The following is a 20,972-nucleotide window of genomic DNA, read 5'->3' as shown; positions in this document are numbered from 1 at the left end:
TATGGACTTAATGTGCCAGGATATTCACTTTGGAATCGGAGAAAAAAAGATTCTCAAAGGAGTCTCACTTAAACTTGAGGGAAACCAATTTCATACTATTTTGGGACCCAATGGAAGTGGAAAGACCAGCTTGCTGAAACTCTTTTATCGACAGGAAAAGCCGAATCAGGGCTTGATTTCTTTAGATGGGAAGCCTCTAGACCAAATGAGCGTCAAAGAAACAGCAAAGCAGATGGCAGTCATCACGCAGTTTAATCAACTTCAGTTTGATTGTACGGTTGAGGAGATTGTCATGCTGGGTAGAACACCCCATCTCTCCTTCTTACAAAAAGAAAAAGACAGAGATTTTCTTTTGGTTGAGGATGCTTTGGTCAAGGTAGATATGCTCGAAAAGAGAAATCGACTCTACTCTTCTTTGTCAGGAGGAGAGAAGCAGCGGGTTCTGTTAGCACGCGCCTTGGCCCAAGAGCCGACCCTCTTGCTCCTAGATGAACCGACCAATCATTTGGATATCAAGTATCAGCTAGACTTATTGACCATTGTCAAAAATCTTCAGATCAATGTCCTAGCTGTCTTGCATGATATTCAGCTAGCTTGTCGCTATTCAGACTATCTCTACCTAATGAAAGAAGGGGAGATTGTTTACCAAGGTTCTCCAAAAGAGACCATCACACCCGAGTCATTGCAGGCTGTCTATGGCGTTCAAAGTAAGGTAACTTGGACAGAAGATCAGCAAGCCATGATTCACTATTTATAAAAATTAAAAAGGAAAAGAAAAACATGAAAAAAACACTCAGTATTTTACTTGTAACAGTAGCTACCTTATCTTTGGCAGCTTGTGGTAACGCATCCAAAGAAACAGCAACGGCACCGGCTACAACAGAAGCTAGTCAAAAAGCTAATACAGAAACCAGCTATCCTGTGACTATCAAAACTTATGATGCTAAAGGAAACGAAGTCGAACAAGTCTTTGAAAAGGCACCTGAAAAGGTCATCACCAACAACCTCTCAACAACTGAAATCCTACTTGAACTTGGTTTGCAAGATAAAATTGCTGGCATGCTCAATCCTGATAATGCTGTAACTGGTAAATACAAGGATGCTATTGAAGCCATCCCTCACATTGGTGATAAAAAATCTGTCTCACAAGAAACAGTTCTTTCTTATGAACCAGATGCCTTGATGGGACGCAACATGATGTTTTCTGAAAAGTCAATGGGAACCATTAGTGCTTGGAATGAAAACAAAATCCCTGTTTATACGCAAAAAGCTTCACTTTCAACTATCCAACAAGATTTAGGAAATATCGTAGAAGATGTGAAGAATCTCGGTACCATTTTCAATGTCCAAGACAAGGCGAATAAATACGCAGAGCAATTACAAGCTAAAATCGATGCGGTTAAAAAAGCCAACCCAGAAACACAGGGTGAAAAGAAAAAAGCTCTGATTATGGTGGCCTACAATGATGAAACCTTTGGTGCCTACAAGTCAGCCCTACAAGAAAGTTTGCTCAACCAACTTGGTTATACCAATGTCGCAACAGGAACTTCTGGCTTGACCCTGGAAAATCTAGTATCAATGGATCCTGAGTTGATTATCTATGTAACTAGCGATCGTAATCAAAAATTAGATGAAAAAGCAGTGGATTTGATGAAGGCAAATGCTGTTTTGGAAAATGTCCCAGCAATCAAGAATCAAAAAATCATGACTATCTCTTACGATGAGTTGATGGATTACGGTCCTGCAGTGATTGATTCCCTTGAAAAAATCAATGACTTTATCAAGAAATAAGGAGTTTAGCTGGGAAGGGATTCAAGTTAGGATCAGTCTTCCTTCAAACTATGATCCTCAACAAGCCTATCCACTTGTGCTTTTAAATGATGGGCAATTGGACTATTTGTCAGACCTATCCCAATCAGTGATTTTGGTGGGTTTGATTCCAGAAAATCGTCTGGATGACTTTACACCCTGGCAGTCTGATGCATTGAAAGAAGGGGCACCAGATTTTGGTGGGAAGGTAGACCAATACCATCAGAAGCTATTTCAAAGAATTTTAAAAATGCTAAAGAAAGACTACTTGATTGATGAAAGTAGAATTGCTTATGGTGGCTATTCACTGGGTGGTCTTGCTGCTGTCTATAGTCTCTATAGTAGTTATCTTCCTGCGACCTGTATCTTTTCTATCTGTGGCTCTTTCTGGTATCCAGACTTTATAGACTTTTGTAGGGAACATGACTTGATACAGAGCCAAAGCCTGATTTATCTGCAAAATGGTCAGACAGAAGGTGCCAATCATTCCAATCGTCTGTCTAAGGCTCCTATTTATGCCAGAGATCTACATGATCTGATTTCAGAGAAAGTCCCTTCGACTTATTGCACATTTGATGCTTATGGGCATCATGAAGCTCTTAAGGAACGTTATCACTATTTTTGTGATTGGCTGAGAGACGAATGGAAGCTTAAGTAACCCTATAACACTCCTTGTTCATCGTAACTAGGAGTATTTCTTATGTATGCTTGGTTGTTAAAATGTTCATGGTATTATTCTTGACGGAAATCCATCCCCTGTAATAGACTAAATTATGGTATAATGAGTAGATAGATAGAATCGAGGAAATTATGTCATTTACACAATTTAAATTTAAAAAATATATAGAAAAAGCCTTGGAGGAGTTGAATTTTACGACTCCTACCGAGGTTCAGGAAAAGTTGATTCCTATTGTCCTGGCAGGTCGTGACTTGGTTGGTGAATCAAAAACAGGTTCAGGTAAGACTCATACTTTCTTGCTTCCAATTTTCCAACAGTTGGATGAAGAGAGTGACAGTGTGCAGGCAGTTATCACAGCTCCAAGTCGTGAATTAGCGACTCAGATTTACCAAGCTGCTCGTCAGATCGCATCACATTCAGATGTTGAGATTCGTGTTGTGAACTATGTTGGTGGCACAGATAAGGCTCGCCAAATTGACAAACTCGCAAGCAACCAGCCCCATATCGTTATCGGAACACCAGGTCGTATTTATGATTTGGTCAAGTCTGGTGACCTTGCTATTCACAAGGCTAAGACCTTTGTAGTCGATGAAGCCGACATGACCTTGGATATGGGATTCTTGGAAACAGTTGATAAGATTGCAGGAAGTCTTCCTAAGGACTTGCAGTTTATGGTCTTTTCAGCGACTATCCCACAAAAACTGCAACCATTTTTGAAGAAGTACTTGTCAAATCCTGTCATGGAAAAGATCAAGACCAAGACAGTTATCTCTGACACCATTGACAACTGGTTGATTTCGACCAAGGGTAGAGACAAGAACGCTCAGATTTATGAGTTGACTCAAGTCATGCAGCCGTATCTTGCCATGATTTTTGTCAATACAAAAACTCGTGCGGATGAATTGCACAGCTACCTAACAGCTCAAGGATTAAAGGTGGCTAAGATCCATGGAGACATTGCTCCTCGTGAACGCAAACGGATCATGAATCAGGTGAAGAACCTTGATTTTGAGTATATCGTAGCAACTGACCTAGCTGCGCGTGGGATTGACATCGAAGGTGTTAGCCACGTTATCAACGATGCTATTCCACAAGACTTGTCCTTCTTTGTTCACCGTGTTGGACGAACTGGACGTAATGGTCTACCAGGTACAGCCATCACCCTCTATCAACCAAGTGATGACTCTGATATTCGTGAGTTGGAGAAATTAGGAATTAAGTTTGTACCTAAGGTTGTTAAAGATGGAGAGTTCCAAGACACTTATGACCGTGACCGCCGTGCCAATCGTGAGAAAAAACAAGAAAAACTGGATATCGAAATGATTGGCTTGGTCAAAAAGAAAAAGAAAAAAGTCAAACCAGGCTATAAGAAGAAAATTCAGTGGGCGGTCGATGAAAAACGCCGTAAAACCAAACGCGCAGAAAGTCGTGCCCGTGGACGTGCAGAACGTAAGGCTAAACGTCAAACATTTTAAACATCAGACAGTAAAACCAAGTGGTTTTACTGTTTTTTATAGTTCAACATTGGGATTGTCAGATTTCATAAGTAGAAGATATTGGGAATCTTAAAATCTAATCATAACATTCTTTTATTTTTCTGAAGTTTATAATATACTTAAATTAAAAGTAGATTGTAGGAGAAGATAAATGAAAGATTTTAAAAATTTTATTGCTGGGATTGGTGAAATAAATGTTATTGCTTATTTGATATATGTGTGTACCGGTCTCGCTCCTCTCTTTCATATATTGATTATTGGTTCAGAAGTGACTACTGGAAAAATAGTTTTAACCATCTTAGGTATACTTTACGTTATCCTTTTAACGATTGCTAGAATTTATCGAAAGTTTTTCTGGTAAGAATCATCATGAAATATTAAAATCCCGTCAGAAATTTGAACTGCACCCCAAAAGTTAGACAGAAAAAATCTAACTTTTGGGGTGTTTTATTATGAAATTGAATTATGAAGATAAAGTTCAGATTTATGAACTAAGAAAGCAAGGACAAAGCTTCAAACAGCTTTCGAAAAGATTTGGAGTGGATGTTTCTGGTCTAAAGTACATGATGAAATTAATTGACCGTTATGGCATAGATATCGTCAAGAAAGGGATGAATCGTCATTATTCTCCAGAACTAAAACAACAAACGAATTAAAGTCAAACTAAAAGGACTTAGCCCTGTGCAATACAGAACTAAATCCTTTCAATAATTATTTGTCCAACTTTTGGGGGTCAGTACAGCTTTCCTTTTTGGTATAAAATATGTGCTTTCTATGACTAGGCAATTTTCTTAATCGAAAAATTACGAAATAGAAAGAGAGATTTCAAATCCATGCATCCATTCGGATTTTACTACGATGTCGATTTTTAAAGCATCTGCTAATTGTTTGACAAGATAGAGACCCATGCCTGTTGATTTTTTCCTTGTCTCTCCTGAATCACCTGTAAATCCTTTTTCAAAGATATGAGGGAGGTCGCAAGCTTTAACTCCACACCCATTATCCCTAATAATCAGGGTTTTGCGCCCCTTGTCACTTGACATAGAAATCTTGAGTTCTGGTTTGTCAGAGCTATATTTAAGGGCGTTGGCTAGTATTTGAGACAGGATAAATCCAAAACTGCGTTGATCGGTGTAGCAGGTTCCTTGTATGTTTTCTAACTTAATCGTAAAATTCTTTTCTTTGAGCAAGGGATCAAAGTTCTCCAAAAGATCTTGGATACACTCTTCTAGGTCAAGGTCTTCAAATAGAAAATCATTTTTCTCACTTTTCACCCTGTAGTAGAATAAGATCTGTGATACATTTCCTTGGATTTGATTTTTCACATAGTCCAATTTAAAAGCAGTATCCTCAGGTAGTTGGTCACTTTGATTGTCTAAAAGGAGGGAAAGAAGCGATAAAGGAAGTTTAATCTCATGCGCCCATTTTTCAACATAGTCCTCGTACTCGGCTAGTAATGAGTTGAGTTTTCCTATTTGAGCCTGCTTTTGATAAAGTGTATCTGCTATTTTTTCAATGCTTTCTTTCTCTGAGGCACTTGATAAATTCAATAATTCAAGCTCAGTATCGATCTTAGGATTGGCTATGAAGGCTTTATAAGCAGCGGCTTTTTTTCTTTCTTTTCTTATAAGTAAGAAAGATAGGATGAAAAAAAGCAGGACGGTGGCTAAAATATAGAGAAGGATGAGAGCTTGAAACATTCTCACATCTGAAAGCCAAAGCAGGACAGCTGTAAATAGATCAAATGCTAAGAGAACAAATAACCAAGGCAGATAACTAGCTAGATATTTTAGATTATGTTTCATCTGGACTTACCTCTTCTAGCTTGTAACCAATACCTCTGACGGACTTGACTTTAAGGGCAATGCCAACCTGTTTCATCATCTTTTTCAGCCTTGCAATGTTTACTTGTAGGGCATTTTCATCGATGAACTCAGTTGTATTCCACAGTTTCATGCTTAGTTCTTCTTTTGTGACGACAGAACCAGTTGCCACTAATAAGGTTTCTAACAATTTCCCTTGGTTTTTAGGGAGTAAAATCGAATGTCCGTTGATATAAAGAGTATAGGTATTTCTATCCAGCAGGAAATTATCTTTTTCAAGCAAATTTTGTCTACCTTCATAGCGTTTCAAGATGTTTTCTATACGAGCCAAGAATCTTTCTTTCTTGAAAGGTTTTGTTAAGTACTCGTCAGCCCCTAATTTTAGGGCGTAAATCTCATCTTTTAGTTGTTCACGGGAGGTGAGAACCAATATGGGCACAGAGCGTTTGGACTTGAGATTCTTACAAATGTGGAAACCTGTTTCTCCTGGCAAATTCAAATCTAGTATGATTAAATCCGTATCGTATTGCAATACTTGCTGGCTTGTATCTTTGAAGTCAGTCAACTTATCAACTTGATAACCCGCATTCTCTAACAAAATGACAATTTCATCTCGAATCAAGGTTTCATCTTCAATAACCAGAATATGCTTCATACCGGCTCCTCCTTTTCCTATTTTATTCTACTTTATTCACCTCTTTTGGGTTCCATCAATGACAACAAGTACTTGTTGCTATTTTTCTTTACAATTCTTATATAGATGACTTCAAATCCAGCTAACAGCAGTATTATCACCATGGCTGTGATAAATTTCTGCCCCATGGCCATTCTTGCACTGGCTGGTAATATTCCTGTGAGGAGGGAGCTCACTCCGAAGCTACTACTGATAAGTGCAAGGGCTATTGGTAGACCAAAATACCAGTTGATTTGCTTTTCTGACGATTTACAAAGAGTTTCGTAGTTGGCTCCAAGATGGATCAAGGTTTGGTATCGTCTGTAGGATTGTCTTTGTCCCATCAAAAACTGAACGCCAATGATTGTATTTGCCACAACAAGGAAGATGATAGCCAGATAGATGGTGATATAGCTGGCAGAGATAATGTAAAATAATTGTCTTCCCATATTTTGTATATAGCTTTCATAGCCAAGAGAGGTTTGATTTAGCTTTTCATTGGTATCTGAGATAGCCCTCATCAGGCCTTTTTCCTTGACTAGCTCAGGAGCTAAGATACCGCTGACATAGTTCGAGTATCGACCGTCTGTATAGTTCATAAAGACTTCATCTGGGACTATGAGGGCAACAGAGAGGGTGATTTCACGATCCGTTACAATCGGTAAAGACTGAACCTCTCCAATCAATTTTACATCATTTCCCATGACTTTGATTTGAGGCTTTGTCTTTAGGACAGAGTTGACGAGACTTTCATCTGGCAGAAAATCTTTCCCCATATACAAATATGCTTCCTTACTAGTTAATTCTAGAGGAGGGAGATTGGCAACCTTTCTAAGTTCATTGTATTCGGAAACTGGTATGAGGTGGGAAGTAGTAGACTGTTTAAATCTTTGGAGCAAAATTTCCTTGTTCTTGCTGTCTTTTTGCTTTTTCAACTCCTTGATAATCTCTTCGAAGGACACGGACTCGTGTTCTTTAGGTTTGCCTACTTTAATTTGCAGAATCTTTGAAAACTGTGATTCTAGTCCAGCAGCTTCAAGCTCTTTTTTTACTGTACTTACATCAAGATTTTCATCTGTATCCTGCTTGCTATCTCTAAATGTATAATCCAATACGTGGGTTTGATTGCTTGAATTGCCACTTGCAATGGCAACACCTGCTCCAAAGAGGCACAAGGCAGAGAAGATTAAGAGGGAGCAGATGGCCAGTATAGTTGAGCGCTGGATAACTAATTCCTGAATCTGTCTAAAATTATAGGCATGAAGTTTTCGATTGTTTCCAAGCTTGACCAAAAAGTCTATAAATAAACGCATACCAAAGAAGAGGAGGATAGTTCCTAGAGTCCCCAAGAAAACAGTGATGCCCATGGTTATGACACTCTCCCAAGCTCGTCCACTCATCCCCAAGTAATAGGCTGTTCCTAGAAGCAAAATTCCGAGGACAGAAGCAAGAAGGTATACCCCCTTGGGGAGTAGTTTCTTCATTCCAGAGGGTGAATAGGCAAGCAGGTTTCCGATTTCCATATTGGCCGTCTTTGCACTTAAAAGGACAAAAACAGCTAATTTTACGGCTAGGAAGCCGATGACTGTATAGAGTAGAGCTGTGGTAGATAGAGAAAATTGATGTTCAATAATCCCTAGTCCCACAATTTTAGCGGTTATTAGGCTGATTAGTTCTGAAATCAAGATAGAAATTGGAAGGCCTATTCCAAGGGCAAGGACACTGTTTCTCAAATCCTCGAGTAGGAGCAACAAGAACAGTTTGCTTCTTCGCATCCCTAGCGTTAGATAGACACCAAATTCATGTTTTCTCCTTTCCATCTGCATACTGCTTGCGAAGTAGACTAGAAAAAAGAGAATAAAGAGGGTTGCTACATAAAGAATGGGAATCATGCTAAAGAGTTTATTTACAGCGTCACTCTCTATTTGTTTGAGAAAGATCATCACATCTTGATGGGACAAAGAAAGGATGATGTAAAAGGAGATAATAGAAAGAACCATGGAACTGAAATACAAGCCATTATTCTTTCGATCCCTCTTGCTATTTCTTGAGACTAATTTAGAAAACATTGCCATCACCTCCAGCTAGGGCTGCCATGACCTTTAGTATTCTGTGGTAAAAATCTTCTTGACTTTCTCTTGGATAATCGCGTCGAATTTCATGGAATAGTTTTCCGTCTTGGATAAACAAGATGCGGTTGCAAAAGCTGGCAGCGACTGAATCGTGGGTCACCATGAGAATGGTGGTTTCTTCCACTTGATTCATTTCGGATAATTTTTGCATCAAAATGGTCGCATTTTTTGAATCCAAAGCTCCTGTGGGCTCATCTGCAAATACAATCTTAGGGTCTAAAATCAAGGCACGCGCAGCAGCTACCCTTTGTCGTTGACCACCTGATAATTGAGATGGGAACTTATCCAGAAGTTCAGAAATATCTAGATATTGGGAAAGCAATTTTAACCGAACCTTGCTTTCGTTGGCATCGACCTTGTGCAAAGACAAGGGGAGTAAAATATTTTCTTTGGCTGTCAGATTGTCCAAAAGCTCAAAATTCTGGAAGAGATAGCCAATTTCCTTGCCTCTATAATCTGCTAATTGACTACCTTTTAACTGACCTAAATCTTTTTCTTGCATTTGAATGGAGCCGTCAGTTGGTTTGATGATAGTAGCGAGACAGTTAAGAAGGGTTGTTTTCCCAGAACCACTGCTCCCCATAATCCCTAAGAACTCACCTTTGACAACTTGAAAAGATATACCGTTCAAGGCTTTGGTGATATTCGGCTCTTTTCCATAATACTTTTTTAATGATTCTACTCGTAAAATTGTTTCCATGTGAAACACCTCCATCTTTTGTTACTTTCATTATAATATGAATCAGAGTAGAATAACACTTACGGATGATGTAAGAAATCTTTATCATTAGGTTATTGGAGCTATACTTACTATATTATAGCATGGTTTCAAGGATTTAAAAAGAGGAGTTGAGAGTCGAGAAATTATCCTAATATTGAAATTATAAAAAATAATACCACTGTAGTCCATGCTCCAGCAGTATTATTTATTATTTTATAGGAAACTTTATTCCCACTCAACGGTTGCAGGTGGTTTACTTGTAATATCATAGACGATGCGGTTGACATGGTCAACTTCGTTTACGATACGAACAGAGATTTTTTGGAGAACTTCCCAAGGAATCTTAGCGAAGTCAGCTGTCATACCATCGATAGAAGTGATAGCACGGATAGCAATGGTGTAGTCGTAAGTACGTCCATCTCCCATAACACCTACTGAACGAACGCCAGTGTTAACAGTGAAATATTGCCAGATATCGCGGTCAAGGCCAGCTTTAGCGATTTCTTCACGAAGGATAGCATCTGATTCGCGAACTGTTTCAAGCTTCTCTTCAGTGATTTCTCCCATGACACGGATAGCAAGCCCTGGACCTGGGAATGGTTGGCGCCATACGATGTGGTCTGGCATACCAAGTTCTGTACCAAGGGCACGAACTTCATCCTTGTAAAGAGTGTTGAGTGGCTCGATCAGTTCAAACTGCATATCTTCAGGAAGTCCACCCACGTTGTGGTGAGACTTGATGGTTTGAGCAGTATCCGTACCAGATTCAATCACGTCTGTATAAAGAGTTCCTTGAGCCAAGAATTTCACATCTTTTAGCTTGCTTGCTTCATCATCAAAGACATAGACAAATTCGTTACCGATAATCTTCCGTTTTTGTTCGGGATCAGAAACACCAGCCAATTTATCAAGGAAACGTTTGGCAGCATCTGCCTTAACGATGTTCAAACCAAACTTACCACCAAGCATATCCATGACTTGGTCAGCTTCTCCCTTACGAAGAAGACCGTGGTCTACAAAGATACAGATTAATTGATCCCCGATTGCTTTTTGGAGAAGAACCCCAACAACAGAAGAGTCAACACCACCAGAAAGTCCGAGAAGAACACGTTTATCTCCAACTTTTTCACGGATTTGTTTGATTTGCATCTCGATGAAGTTATCCATAGTCCAGTCACCTTTGGCACCACAGATATTCAAAGCAAAGTTACGCAAAATATCATAACCGTGAACTGAGTGGCGAACTTCTGGGTGGAATTGGATACCGTAAATTTTCTTATCAGGGTTTTCAATAGATGCATAAGGACAGTCTGCAGAAGTTCCAGTACGAACAAAGTCAGCAGGAATTTCTGTAACAGCATCACCGTGGCTCATCAAGACAAGTTGCTCATCTGGAGTACCCGCAAAAAGAGCTGATTCTGTGTGAGTCAATGTTGATTGACCGTATTCACGGTTACCAGCATCGCCGGCAGGAACAACCTTACCACCAAGCTTGTGAGTCAATAGCTGCATACCATAGCAGATTCCCAAAATCGGAATTCCAAGTTCGAAAATTTCTGGGTCAATATCAAACGATCCTTCTTCGTAAACAGAGTTTGGACCACCTGAAAGTACAATCCCGATAGGATTGATAGCACGGACTTCGTCAGCCGAAATCTTGTGACTTTTTAGTTCTGAAAAGACACCAATCTCACGGATACGACGTGAGATGAGTTGGTTGTACTGGCTACCATAGTCTAGTACGATGATCTTTTCGACATCTTGCAAATCAGTTGAAATGTTGCTCATCTTTTCCCTTTCTTCAAAGAAATATCTTCTTGAATATTCTATCATAAAAGGGTTAGAATTACCAACTAAACAAGTGCGGTTTGACTTTTCCCTATGAGTTACGGTACAATGGAAAAAATAAAGAAAAGAAGTGATCAAGCATGTTACCAGCTTATATGAAAATCCACGACCAAATCAAGAAAGACATTGATGAGGGAAGTTGGAAAATTGGGGAAAGACTTCCAAGTGAGCGAGATTTAGCAGAAGAATTTGCCGTTAGCCGCATGACCTTACGTCAAGCAATCTCTCTTTTGGTTGAAGAAGGGGTTTTGGAACGACGTGTAGGTAGTGGGACCTTTGTTTCAAGTACACGTGTTCAGGAAAGAATGCGTGGAACAACTAGTTTTACGGAGATTGTTAAAGCTCAAGGGAAAACTCCGTCTAGTCACTTGATTTCTTATCGTCGAACCATTCCAAATGAGCAAGAAGTGGCTAAACTTGGTTTACTGCCAACTGATAACATCATTCGTATGGAGCGTGTTCGCTATGCCGACAAAGTCCCTGTAGTCTATGAAGTGGCGTCGATCCCTGAGAAATTTATCAAAAATTTCAAAAAAGAAGAAGTAACCAAGCACTTCTTTCAAACCTTGCAAGAGCATGGTTATCGAATTGGTAAATCTCACCAGACCATATACGCACGTTTAGCCAAAGAAAAGATAGCTCATTACCTAGAAGTTGAAAAAGGGCATGCTATTTTAGGTTTGACTCAGGTTTCTTACTTTGATGACGGAACGGCTTTTGAGTATGTAAAGAGCCAATACGTCGGAGAACGGTTTGAATTTTATCTAGAAAATAATTAGTTTATAACATCACTCTTAAAGTAGAAACTCATCTATTTTAAGAGTTTTTATTTGGTTATGATTAGAAAACATTTTCCTAGTAAGAAAAATAGTAATCATACGAGTATTTTTCAAAGATTCGTGTTATAATAGTTAGGTTATATGGTCCCGATAAGGTGGTGGGATTGATTGTAAATACTCTTCCAACCAGTTCTTTGTAACTCTATAACGAATATTTTTTAAGGGGGGACATTTTTATGTCAGAACGTAAATTATTCACGTCTGAATCTGTATCTGAGGGGCATCCAGATAAGATTGCAGACCAAATTTCAGATGCTATCTTGGATGCTATTTTAGAGCAAGATCCAGAGGCGCACGTTGCTGCTGAAACAGCTGTTTATACTGGTTCAGTACATGTTTTCGGTGAAATTTCAACCAATGCTTATGTCGATATTAACCGAGTGGTTCGTGATACGATTGCAGAAATCGGTTATACCAATACAGAGTACGGTTTTTCTGCGGAGACGGTGGGAGTTCATCCATCTTTGGTGGAACAATCTCCAGATATCGCACAAGGGGTTAATGAAGCCTTAGAAGTTCGTGGAAATGCGGATCAAGATCCACTTGATTTGATTGGGGCTGGAGACCAAGGTCTCATGTTTGGTTTTGCGGTGGATGAAACAGAAGAACTCATGCCATTGCCAATCTCACTCAGCCACAAGTTGGTTCGTCGCTTGGCAGAGCTACGTAAGTCTGGTGAAATTAGCTACCTTCGCCCAGATGCTAAATCTCAAGTTACTGTTGAGTATGATGAAAATGACCAACCAGTGCGCGTGGACACTGTCGTTATTTCAACTCAACACGATCCAGAAGTCAGCAATGAACAAATCCATGAGGATGTAATCAACAAGGTCATCAAGGAAGTGATTCCAGCTTCGTATCTTGACGATGAGACTAAATTCTTCATCAATCCAACTGGTCGTTTCGTTATCGGAGGTCCTCAAGGGGACTCAGGTTTGACGGGTCGTAAGATCATCGTAGATACCTATGGTGGTTATTCACGTCACGGTGGTGGTGCCTTCTCTGGTAAGGATGCCACTAAGGTTGACCGTTCAGCTTCTTATGCAGCTCGCTACATTGCTAAAAACATTGTTGCTGCAGGTCTTGCTAAGAAAGCAGAAGTGCAATTAGCCTACGCAATCGGTGTAGCTCAACCTGTATCTGTCCGTATCGATACCTTCAGTACTGGTACGGTAGCTGAAAGTAAGCTTGAAAAAGCAGCGCGTCAAATCTTTGACCTTCGTCCTGCAGGAATTATCCAAATGCTTGACCTCAAACGTCCAATCTACCGTCAAACAGCGGCTTATGGACATATGGGACGTACAGATATTGATCTTCCATGGGAACGCTTGGATAAAGTAGAAGCTTTGAAAGAAGCCGTTAAGTAAACTAAAAAAAAGATTGGTCCTTAGACCAATCTTTTTTATGTTTAAAATTAGTTATCCAGTATTTTTACAAAAGCCCAGTTTCCAATAGATTTTGTTCCGTATTCTAACATCATCGAATCTAGTAATTCATACTTGTTTTTTTCATAGAAGCAAACATTTTTTTCAGTACTAGTAATCAAGCCCAAGCGTTTGCAGCCTTTGGATTTAAGATAAGGTTCAACACCTTCTTGTAGAAAAGCACTCCCGATTCCTTGGTTTTGACTAGAAGCGTTGACTCCCAACATCATCAAATACCAGTCAAAATTTCCTGATCTTTTCAAATGCTGTTCGGAACGTTCCACCAAATCAAGATATTTCAAGAGATTGCGCAGAGTAATAAAACGGAAAAGCTTGACCATACCATTCAGCAAATAAGATAGAATGGAAAAATCCTTTTGTTGCAGGAGGGCAACGGCCATGATTTCCCCGTCTTGTTCAGCTATCAGACAGGTCTCTCCTTTGATATAGAGTCTGGTCAGAAGGCTATCCAATGATTCTAAGAATGCTTGGTAATATTCTGGTTTTTTTAAATCATCTTTAATAAGAGTCATGAAAGGGTAGTCCATAAAGGCACCAGCCAACACTTTTCCAATTTTTTGATATTCATCTAGCCTGGCTTCTCTGTATACTATTTCTTTCATATCAAACTCCTTCATTAAAATCTCTCTATCTATTATAACGAAATTTCTCACATTTTTCGATTAAAGTGTGAAATTTTCACAAAAAAGCTTTATTCACAATAATTTATTTAAAGATATAAACAAGAAAAGGTATTAAAAAACCCCGCAGTTTTAACTGTAGGGTAGATTAATTCTATTTTGTAGGGATTGAAATCTCAATCAATTTATCAGAATAGAGGGTTTTAATATTTGCCTTATCAATAGCCTGTTGATTAATTTTACGATTGAGGAAAAATTCTTTGATTATTTCCATTTCTTTTTCACGGATTGCCCGATGTTTATTGGAAATGAGGATTTCGTAATGAAGTGGAGCCTGAGTAAAAATAACATCTGTATTTCCCGCAGAATAAACCTCTACAAGCGTTGCGTCGGTACTTTCTAGCTGACTTTTAACAAGTTGCGAGTGTGAATTTGTAGTATTGATAAGCTTCATAGGGTTTCCTCCTGTATTTCTATGTCTATTATAGCACTTTTTGGGAAATTTGGTAAAGATAGTTTAAATTTGATGTTGTTTTTTCCAAGCTTCAATCGCCCATTTGTGACTTCCGCGTTTTAAGTTAGTAATAGCTTCATCGATTGGGAACCAAGCTAGATGATTGAAGTCCTCGAGAGGTCTTTGGATTTCTTGGTAAGAAGTAGCTTCGTAGAGATAGGCTGGATTGTAGTAATAGGTGTCACGATGTCTAGAGTAGAAGTATTCATCAGCTTGCCCGTAGTAGGTGCCGATTTCAGCTGTAAATCCTAATTCTTCAATCAATTCTCGTTTGAGAGCTTCAAGGTGATTTTCACCTTCTTCAATTTCGCCCCCTGGTAAGAACCATGCACCATTTGGAGCTTGTACGAGGATAATCTTTTCATGGTTTGCATCAGGTATGACTGCATAAACGCCATATCTATTTTTGTAGGTTACTCCCTCTTTTTTTTCTCCAAATGTTGGATTTGCCATAAAGTTCTCCTTCGTGAGTGCGCTTTCTTTCTATAATAGTAAAGAATGTTCTCACTGTCAAGCAAGAACATTCTTTTGTATGTGAGGAACTAGTCGTTTGACTCGACTGTTTCCGTTTTATTTTTGGACTTAATCACGATTTTACCTTTACTTGTCATGACTGCCTTGAGGTCTTTTTCACTTGGATTTTCAAGGTAGTAGTCTGTAATGGCATCTTCGATATAGTCTTGAATCGTACGACGGAGTGGACGAGCTCCCATTTTTGGATCGTAACCAAGGTCTACAAGTTTTTCTTTCACCTTATCTGTTACATCTAAATGGATGTTGTTGCTTGAGAGACGTTTATTCACATCATCCAACATAAGGTCAACGATTTGTAGGAGATTTTCCTTGCTGAGAGCTTTGAATTCGATAATCCCATCAAAGCGGTTCATGAATTCTGGACTAAAGAAGTTACCTAATTCTCCAAGGACAGAGTTGGTACGACCTTCTCTAGCAGCACCAAAACCAACACTAGCTTCAGCTTTTCCAGTACCTGCATTTGAGGTCATGATAATGATGGCGTCTTTGAAGCTAACAGTTCGACCTTGACCATCTGTTAAACGACCATCATCCAATACTTGAAGGAACATATGCATGACATCTGGATGGGCTTTTTCAACCTCGTCCAAGAGGATAAGTGAGTAGGGGTTACGACGAACCTTTTCAGTCAATTGTCCAGCTTCATCATAGCCTACGTATCCTGGAGGGGCACCGACGAGTTTGGCAACGCTATGTTTTTCCATGTATTCGCTCATATCAAAGCGAATCATGCTATCAGCAGCACCAAAAAGCTCAATGGCCAGTTGTTTAGAAAGTTCTGTCTTACCGACACCAGTAGGACCAACAAAGAGGAAGCTACCGATTGGACGGTTTGGAGTTCCAAGCCCAACACGGTTACGGCGGATAGCCTTAGCAATCTTATCAACTGCATCATCTTGACCGATGACATGAGCCTTGAGGTCGTCTGCTAGGTTGATGAGTTGAGACTGCTCTTTTTCTTTCAAATCACCAACTGGAATATTAGTCTTTTGCTCAATAATGTGTTCAATCGTCTTTTCGCTGATGATTGGAGTATCCTGATCCGTTACCTTGGTCTTTTGCATTTCTTTATATTTAGCAATCTGGTCACGGAAGTAGGCTGCTTTCTCAAAATCTTCATCTCGAGTTGCTTGGGCCTTGAGATTTTCTGCCTCGATTAAGCGTTGGTCGATGACCTTAGGATCCACAAAATTCAAAGTTAAGTTCATTTTAGAACCAGCCTCATCTAGGAGGTCAATAGCCTTGTCCGGCAAGAAACGATCTTGGATGTAGCGGTTAGAAAGAGTAGCAGCAGCTTCGATAGCAGCATCTGTATAATGAACGTGGTGGTAATCTTCGTATTTCTTTTGGATACCTTTGAGAATAATAATAGTCTCTTCCACAGTTGGTTCATCAACTTTGACAGATTGCATACGACGTTCAAGGGCAGCATCTTTTTCGATGATGCGATATTCATTGAGGGTAGTAGCACCAACTAGTTGGAGTTCGCCACGAGCAAGAGCTGGTTTTAGGATATTTCCTGCATCCATATTGCCGTCTCCGGCAGAACCAGCACCGACAATCTCGTGAATTTCATCGATAAAGAGGATGACATCTTTGCGCTCACGAATTTCTTCCATGAGTTTCTGCATGCGCTCTTCAAACTGTCCACGAATTCCTGTACCTTGGACAAGGCTAACAACGTCTAAACGGATGACTTCTTTCCCTTGAAGTTTGTGGGGAACATCACCATCTACAATTTTTTGAGCGAGGCCTTCGACAACGGCTGTCTTACCAACACCAGGCTCTCCGATAAGGACGGGATTGTTTTTGGTTCTACGGTTGAGAATTTCAATGACACGGATGATTTCTTCGTCGCGACCGATAACAGGGTCGACATTTCCACGGCGGGCAATCTCGGTTATGTTGATACCGTACTCATCCAAGAGTCCTTTTTCTTGACTAGGAGGAGGTGTTTGAGCTGGCCCGCGATTTTGGGAACCAAAACCACCATTGCCACCATTTCCACCACCTGACTGGGTTGGAGGAACATTATTATTTGAAGAAGGTCTAAAGTTATTCAGATCGTTAAAGAAGTCTCCAAATGGATCAAAATCACGATTGTTTAAATCTGTAATGCCTTTGAATAAGCTATTGTTAGGATCTGTTTTGATAATTTTGTAGCAATTTTGGCAAAGATCGATTTGCTTTTGTTGCCCATTAAGATTGGTGTAAAGATGGATCGTAGAATCATTGATTTTACAATTTTGACAGAGCATATCACTACCTCGTTTCTTTCTTGGCTTTGACTAAAACAGAAAGGTCAAAAATAGTCAAAGTTCTTTAGTCTCATTATATCATGATTGAAGGGGAAAGCAAGTAAAAAGATTGAGTCTTAGAACTCATGATAAAAGAGTTTTGTAGATGAAATATAGGGATAAAAAGAAAAATCCTATTTGTCATGCAAAAAGGATTTTCATTGGTCAAAGCAGGAGACTTCTCCGGCATTTATTCAACAATTAGTATAAAAGTTCGTAGATTTCCATCGCAATGAGGTCGATGCTATCAAATGTATATGTTTCACGAGCTTCAACGTCACGAAGTGTAAAGAGTGGTCCGTTTTCTTCGTCGTGGTTAAAAGCAACCTCTGCGACAACAACTCCTTCGCGCTCAAAGTTACGTTTCAAGTTACCACCATCTTTAGTCATTGCTTCTAAGCGATTGATGATTCTAACCAAATGTGATTCCATTTTGATTCTCCTCCATTTCTTATCTTTACTATTTTACCATAAACAGACTCGACTTGACTAGAAAAAAACTAAGATTTCTCGCTATTTCTATCGTCTTTGAAAATTTATTGAAAATATTAGGAGAAAATGTTGAATTTTTATGCAATATATGTTATCCTTATACAAGTTTTAAGTTTAAATATTAAAAACAGAAAGTAGAGTATCCATGAATTTTTCTTTTTTACCGAAATATCTACCATATTTTAACTATGGAGCCGTTGTAACAATTATCATATCTATCTTGGTAGTCTTCTTGGGGACCATTCTAGGAGTGCTGCTGGCCTTTGCACAACGTTCAAAGATTAAACCACTTGCCTGGTTTGCTAATCTATATATCTGGGTCTTCCGTGGGACTCCAATGATGGTGCAGATTATGATTGCATTTGCCTTGATGCATATTAGTGCTCCGACTATTCAAATTGGGATCTTAGATGTTGATCTGACTCGCTTGATTCCGGGGATTTTGATTATCTCTATGAATAGTGGTGCCTATGTATCAGAAACAGTTCGTGCTGGGATTAATGCAGTGCCAAAGGGACAATTAGAAGCAGCTTATTCACTAGGTATTCGTCCTAAGAATGCCATGCGTTATGTCATTTTGCCCCAGGCTATCAAAAATATCTTACCTTCTCTAGGAAATGAGTTTATCACTATTATCAAGGATAGCTCGCTCTTGTCAGCTATCGGGGTTATGGAGTTGTGGAATGGAGCTACTACAGTATCAACAACTACTTACCTACCTTTAACACCGCTCTTATTTGCAGCCTTTTACTACTTGATTATGACCTCTATCTTGACACTGGCCTTGAAAGCTTTTGAAAATCGTATGGGACAAGGAGATAAGAAATAATGACTGAAACACATATAAAAATTGAAAACCTTCATAAAAACTTTGGGAAAAATGAAGTTTTAAAAGGAATTGATCTTGAAATCAAAAAAGGACAAGTAGTGGTGATTATCGGACCTTCTGGTAGCGGTAAGTCAACCCTCCTTCGTTCGATGAATCTCCTCGAAGAAGCTACTAAAGGAAAAGTTATATTTGAAGGTGTTGACATTACCGATAAGAAAAATGACCTCTTTGCCATGCGCGAAAAGATGGGAATGGTTTTCCAACAATTCAATCTCTTCCCAAATATGACGGTAATGGGAAATATTACACTCTCTCCTATTAAGACTAAAGGGGAAAGTAAGGCAGTTGCTGAAAAGAGAGCCCATGAGCTTTTGGCAAAGGTTGGGTTACCAGATAAGGCAGATGCTTATCCACAAAGTCTGTCTGGTGGGCAACAACAACGTATCGCTATCGCCCGTGGTCTTGCTATGGAACCAGATGTCCTACTCTTTGATGAACCAACTTCTGCTCTAGACCCAGAAATGGTAGGAGAAGTACTAGCAGTTATGCAAGAACTTGCTCAGTCAGGAATGACCATGGTTATCGTAACGCATGAAATGGGCTTTGCTCGTGAGGTGGCGGATCGTGTCATCTTTATGGCTGACGGTGTCGTTGTCGAAGACGGAACTCCAGAGCAAGTTTTTGAACAAACCCAAGAACAAAGAACCAAGGATTTCTTGAGTAAGGTTTTGTAAGAGTCGTAAAATTATATCCATTTCGACTTTTTTTAGGTGGATAGTTCGACAAGTTAGAGCAAAACTTCATTACTTAGTTTAGATTAAAGTTATAAATAAAAAGTAGGCATCAGCAAATGCTGATGCCTACTTTTTGTAGTTAAAATAAGAAGGTAATGCTTGTAAGTATACCTAATACTGCGAAAATAATTTTCCAAACTTGTTGGTTCTTTTTGAAAAGCTTATCAGAGTATAATGCTAGTATAAGAAATATAAAAAATAGTATATATTTATTAAATATTGGCATGGATTTCCTCCTTTTATTGTAAGACTTCCATTACTTACATTATACATTATTTTAAATGCAGAATCAAAAATTAATATCTTTATTCTGTGAAGTTCCTTTATCCTCCAGTAAGAGAATGACTAGTTCTCCAACTGAGCCTTTTCTTATAGTTTCAGACTATAGGGTATCTTAGGTAAGAAGTGTTAGAATGCCGAACGATTTTTTGTTATAATAGAAAATATTTGTTAGAAAAGAGAAAATACATGACACAGATAATTGATGGAAAGGCTTTAGCAGCCAAGCTACAAGGACAGTTGGCTGAAAAAACAGCTAAATTAAAGGAAGAGACAGGTTTGGTTCCAGGATTGGTCGTTATTTTAGTCGGAGAAAATCCAGCAAGCCAAGTTTACGTACGCAACAAGGAGCGTTCTGCTATCGCTGCAGGCTTCCAAAGTGAAGTCGTGCGAGTTCCGGAGACCATTACTCAAGAGGAATTGTTAGAATTAATCGCTAAATACAATCAAGATCCAGCATGGCATGGGATTTTGGTCCAGCTTCCATTACCAAAACACATCGATGAAGAAGCTGTTTTACTAGCTATTGATCCTGAAAAGGATGTGGATGGTTTCCATCCTCTCAACATGGGACGCCTCTGGTCTGGTCACCCAGTTATGATTCCTTCAACACCTGCAGGGATTATGGAAATGTTTCATGAATATGGGATTGACTTGGAAGGTAAAAATGCGGTCGTAATTGGTCGTTCCAATATTGTCGGGAAGCCTATGGCCCAGTTACTGTTGGCTAAAAATGCAACTGTAACCTTGACCCACTCTCGCACCCATAATTTAGCCCAAGTAGCTTCTAAAGCCGATATTTTGGTCGTAGCTATCGGTCGCGCCAAGTTTGTGACTGCTGACTTTGTCAAACCAGGTGCAGTTGTCATTGATGTAGGGATGAACCGAGATGAAAATGACAAGCTCTGTGGAGATGTTGATTACGATGCTGTTGCACCAATTGCTAGTCATATCACCCCTGTACCTGGTGGAGTTGGTCCAATGACCATTACTATGCTGATGGAGCAGACTTATCAGGCTGCACTTCGGACATTGGATAGAAAATAAGAGAAACATTCGCTCAATAGAGTGTATTTTCTATAGCTATATTTAAAATGGCAGAAATGAGTATTAAATTTTAGATATAAGATTACAAAAGGAGGTTTGCG

Annotated in this window: 20 protein-coding genes and 2 pseudogenes; 12 read left to right on the top strand and 10 right to left on the bottom strand. The window is 39.3% G+C overall.

What is annotated here, in order from left to right:
• Position 1: 1 nt before the first annotated feature.
• The 7 genes and pseudogenes from HMPREF2957_RS03720 to HMPREF2957_RS09505 all read left to right on the top strand — a co-directional run.
• Positions 2–757 (top strand): ABC transporter ATP-binding protein, encoded by a 756-nt coding sequence (locus HMPREF2957_RS03720; RefSeq protein WP_070677602.1) that lies wholly within the window; start codon positions 2–4, stop codon positions 755–757.
• A 23-nt stretch (positions 758–780) separates the two neighbouring features.
• Positions 781–1,791, top strand: a complete 1,011-nt coding sequence (locus HMPREF2957_RS03715; RefSeq protein WP_070677600.1) for an ABC transporter substrate-binding protein — start codon at positions 781–783, stop codon at positions 1,789–1,791.
• Positions 1,772–2,467, top strand: coding sequence for an alpha/beta hydrolase-fold protein (locus HMPREF2957_RS03710; RefSeq protein WP_070677598.1), 696 nt, complete (start codon positions 1,772–1,774; stop codon positions 2,465–2,467). Before HMPREF2957_RS03715 ends, HMPREF2957_RS03710 begins: the two co-directional genes overlap by 20 nt.
• 152 nt (positions 2,468–2,619) lie before the next feature.
• Positions 2,620–3,963, top strand: a complete 1,344-nt coding sequence (locus HMPREF2957_RS03705) for a DEAD/DEAH box helicase (protein ID WP_070677596.1) — start codon at positions 2,620–2,622, stop codon at positions 3,961–3,963.
• 172 nt (positions 3,964–4,135) lie between these two features.
• On the top strand, positions 4,136–4,345 hold the full coding sequence (locus tag HMPREF2957_RS03700; RefSeq protein WP_070677594.1) for a hypothetical protein: 210 nt from the start codon (positions 4,136–4,138) through the stop codon (positions 4,343–4,345).
• 91 nt (positions 4,346–4,436) lie between these two features.
• Positions 4,437–4,631: pseudogene (locus tag HMPREF2957_RS09275) on the top strand (helix-turn-helix domain-containing protein); the annotation flags it as partial.
• Positions 4,624–4,695 (top strand): annotated as a pseudogene (locus tag HMPREF2957_RS09505) (IS3 family transposase); the annotation flags it as partial. The pseudogenes HMPREF2957_RS09275 and HMPREF2957_RS09505, both read left to right, overlap by 8 nt.
• A 92-nt stretch (positions 4,696–4,787) precedes the next feature.
• On the opposite strand, the gene HMPREF2957_RS03690 reads toward HMPREF2957_RS09505, so the two are convergent.
• From HMPREF2957_RS03690 to guaA, 5 genes are all read right to left on the bottom strand, one after another.
• Positions 4,788–5,789 (bottom strand): sensor histidine kinase, encoded by a 1,002-nt coding sequence (locus tag HMPREF2957_RS03690; protein ID WP_070677590.1) that lies wholly within the window; start codon positions 5,787–5,789, stop codon positions 4,788–4,790.
• The gene (locus HMPREF2957_RS03685; RefSeq protein WP_070677588.1) at positions 5,779–6,462 is read right to left on the bottom strand and encodes a response regulator transcription factor; all 684 of its coding nucleotides are present in this window, start codon (positions 6,460–6,462) and stop codon (positions 5,779–5,781) included. Before HMPREF2957_RS03685 ends, HMPREF2957_RS03690 begins: the two co-directional genes overlap by 11 nt.
• Before the next feature lie 32 nt (positions 6,463–6,494).
• Positions 6,495–8,549, bottom strand: coding sequence for an FtsX-like permease family protein (locus tag HMPREF2957_RS03680; protein ID WP_070677586.1), 2,055 nt, complete (start codon positions 8,547–8,549; stop codon positions 6,495–6,497).
• Positions 8,539–9,312, bottom strand: a complete 774-nt coding sequence (locus tag HMPREF2957_RS03675) for an ABC transporter ATP-binding protein (RefSeq protein ID WP_070677584.1) — start codon at positions 9,310–9,312, stop codon at positions 8,539–8,541. The genes HMPREF2957_RS03680 and HMPREF2957_RS03675 overlap by 11 nt, the downstream gene beginning before the upstream one ends.
• A 246-nt stretch (positions 9,313–9,558) precedes the next feature.
• Positions 9,559–11,121, bottom strand: a complete 1,563-nt coding sequence (gene guaA / locus HMPREF2957_RS03670; protein ID WP_070677582.1) for a glutamine-hydrolyzing GMP synthase — start codon at positions 11,119–11,121, stop codon at positions 9,559–9,561.
• A gap of 140 nt (positions 11,122–11,261) precedes the next feature.
• Between guaA and HMPREF2957_RS03665 the strand changes: the two genes are divergently transcribed.
• The gene (locus HMPREF2957_RS03665; protein ID WP_024054207.1) at positions 11,262–11,960 is read left to right on the top strand and encodes a GntR family transcriptional regulator; all 699 of its coding nucleotides are present in this window, start codon (positions 11,262–11,264) and stop codon (positions 11,958–11,960) included.
• Between the two features lie 236 nt (positions 11,961–12,196).
• Entirely contained in the window at positions 12,197–13,387 is a 1,191-nt protein-coding gene (gene metK, locus HMPREF2957_RS03660) for a methionine adenosyltransferase (RefSeq protein WP_070677580.1), read from the top strand.
• A 47-nt stretch (positions 13,388–13,434) separates the two neighbouring features.
• On the opposite strand, the gene HMPREF2957_RS03655 is transcribed toward metK, so the two are convergent.
• From HMPREF2957_RS03655 to HMPREF2957_RS03635, 5 genes are all read right to left on the bottom strand, one after another.
• Positions 13,435–14,067, bottom strand: coding sequence for a GNAT family N-acetyltransferase (locus tag HMPREF2957_RS03655; RefSeq protein ID WP_070677579.1), 633 nt, complete (start codon positions 14,065–14,067; stop codon positions 13,435–13,437).
• A 172-nt stretch (positions 14,068–14,239) separates the two neighbouring features.
• Entirely contained in the window at positions 14,240–14,539 is a 300-nt protein-coding gene (locus tag HMPREF2957_RS03650) for a DUF1827 family protein (protein WP_070677576.1), read from the bottom strand.
• 63 nt (positions 14,540–14,602) lie between these two features.
• Positions 14,603–15,052 carry an NUDIX hydrolase gene (locus tag HMPREF2957_RS03645; RefSeq protein WP_070677574.1) on the bottom strand — a complete coding sequence of 150 codons (450 nt, stop codon included), beginning with the start codon at positions 15,050–15,052 and terminating at the stop codon, positions 14,603–14,605.
• 89 nt (positions 15,053–15,141) lie between these two features.
• On the bottom strand, positions 15,142–17,391 hold the full coding sequence (locus HMPREF2957_RS03640; RefSeq protein ID WP_070677573.1) for an ATP-dependent Clp protease ATP-binding subunit: 2,250 nt from the start codon (positions 17,389–17,391) through the stop codon (positions 15,142–15,144).
• Positions 17,392–17,631: 240 nt separating this feature from the next.
• Positions 17,632–17,862, bottom strand: coding sequence for a DUF1797 family protein (locus HMPREF2957_RS03635; protein WP_004253825.1), 231 nt, complete (start codon positions 17,860–17,862; stop codon positions 17,632–17,634).
• Positions 17,863–18,067: 205 nt separating this feature from the next.
• Between HMPREF2957_RS03635 and HMPREF2957_RS03630 the strand changes: the two genes are divergently transcribed.
• The 3 genes from HMPREF2957_RS03630 to HMPREF2957_RS03620 all read left to right on the top strand — a co-directional run bounded on the left by HMPREF2957_RS03630 (position 18,068) and on the right by HMPREF2957_RS03620 (position 20,871).
• Positions 18,068–18,751 (top strand): amino acid ABC transporter permease, encoded by a 684-nt coding sequence (locus tag HMPREF2957_RS03630; RefSeq protein WP_004253828.1) that lies wholly within the window; start codon positions 18,068–18,070, stop codon positions 18,749–18,751.
• Positions 18,751–19,485, top strand: coding sequence for an amino acid ABC transporter ATP-binding protein (locus tag HMPREF2957_RS03625; RefSeq protein WP_070677571.1), 735 nt, complete (start codon positions 18,751–18,753; stop codon positions 19,483–19,485). Before HMPREF2957_RS03630 ends, HMPREF2957_RS03625 begins: the two co-directional genes overlap by 1 nt.
• Before the next feature lie 528 nt (positions 19,486–20,013).
• Positions 20,014–20,871, top strand: a complete 858-nt coding sequence (locus tag HMPREF2957_RS03620; RefSeq protein WP_070677569.1) for a bifunctional methylenetetrahydrofolate dehydrogenase/methenyltetrahydrofolate cyclohydrolase — start codon at positions 20,014–20,016, stop codon at positions 20,869–20,871.
• The last annotated feature ends 101 nt before the right edge of the window (positions 20,872–20,972 follow it).

The organism is Streptococcus sp. HMSC062D07 (assembly GCF_001814215.1).
GTDB lineage: Bacteria > Bacillota > Bacilli > Lactobacillales > Streptococcaceae > Streptococcus > Streptococcus infantis_I.
Note: the sequence above shows the minus strand (reverse complement) of the source record. Positions and strands in the feature narration are given on the sequence as shown.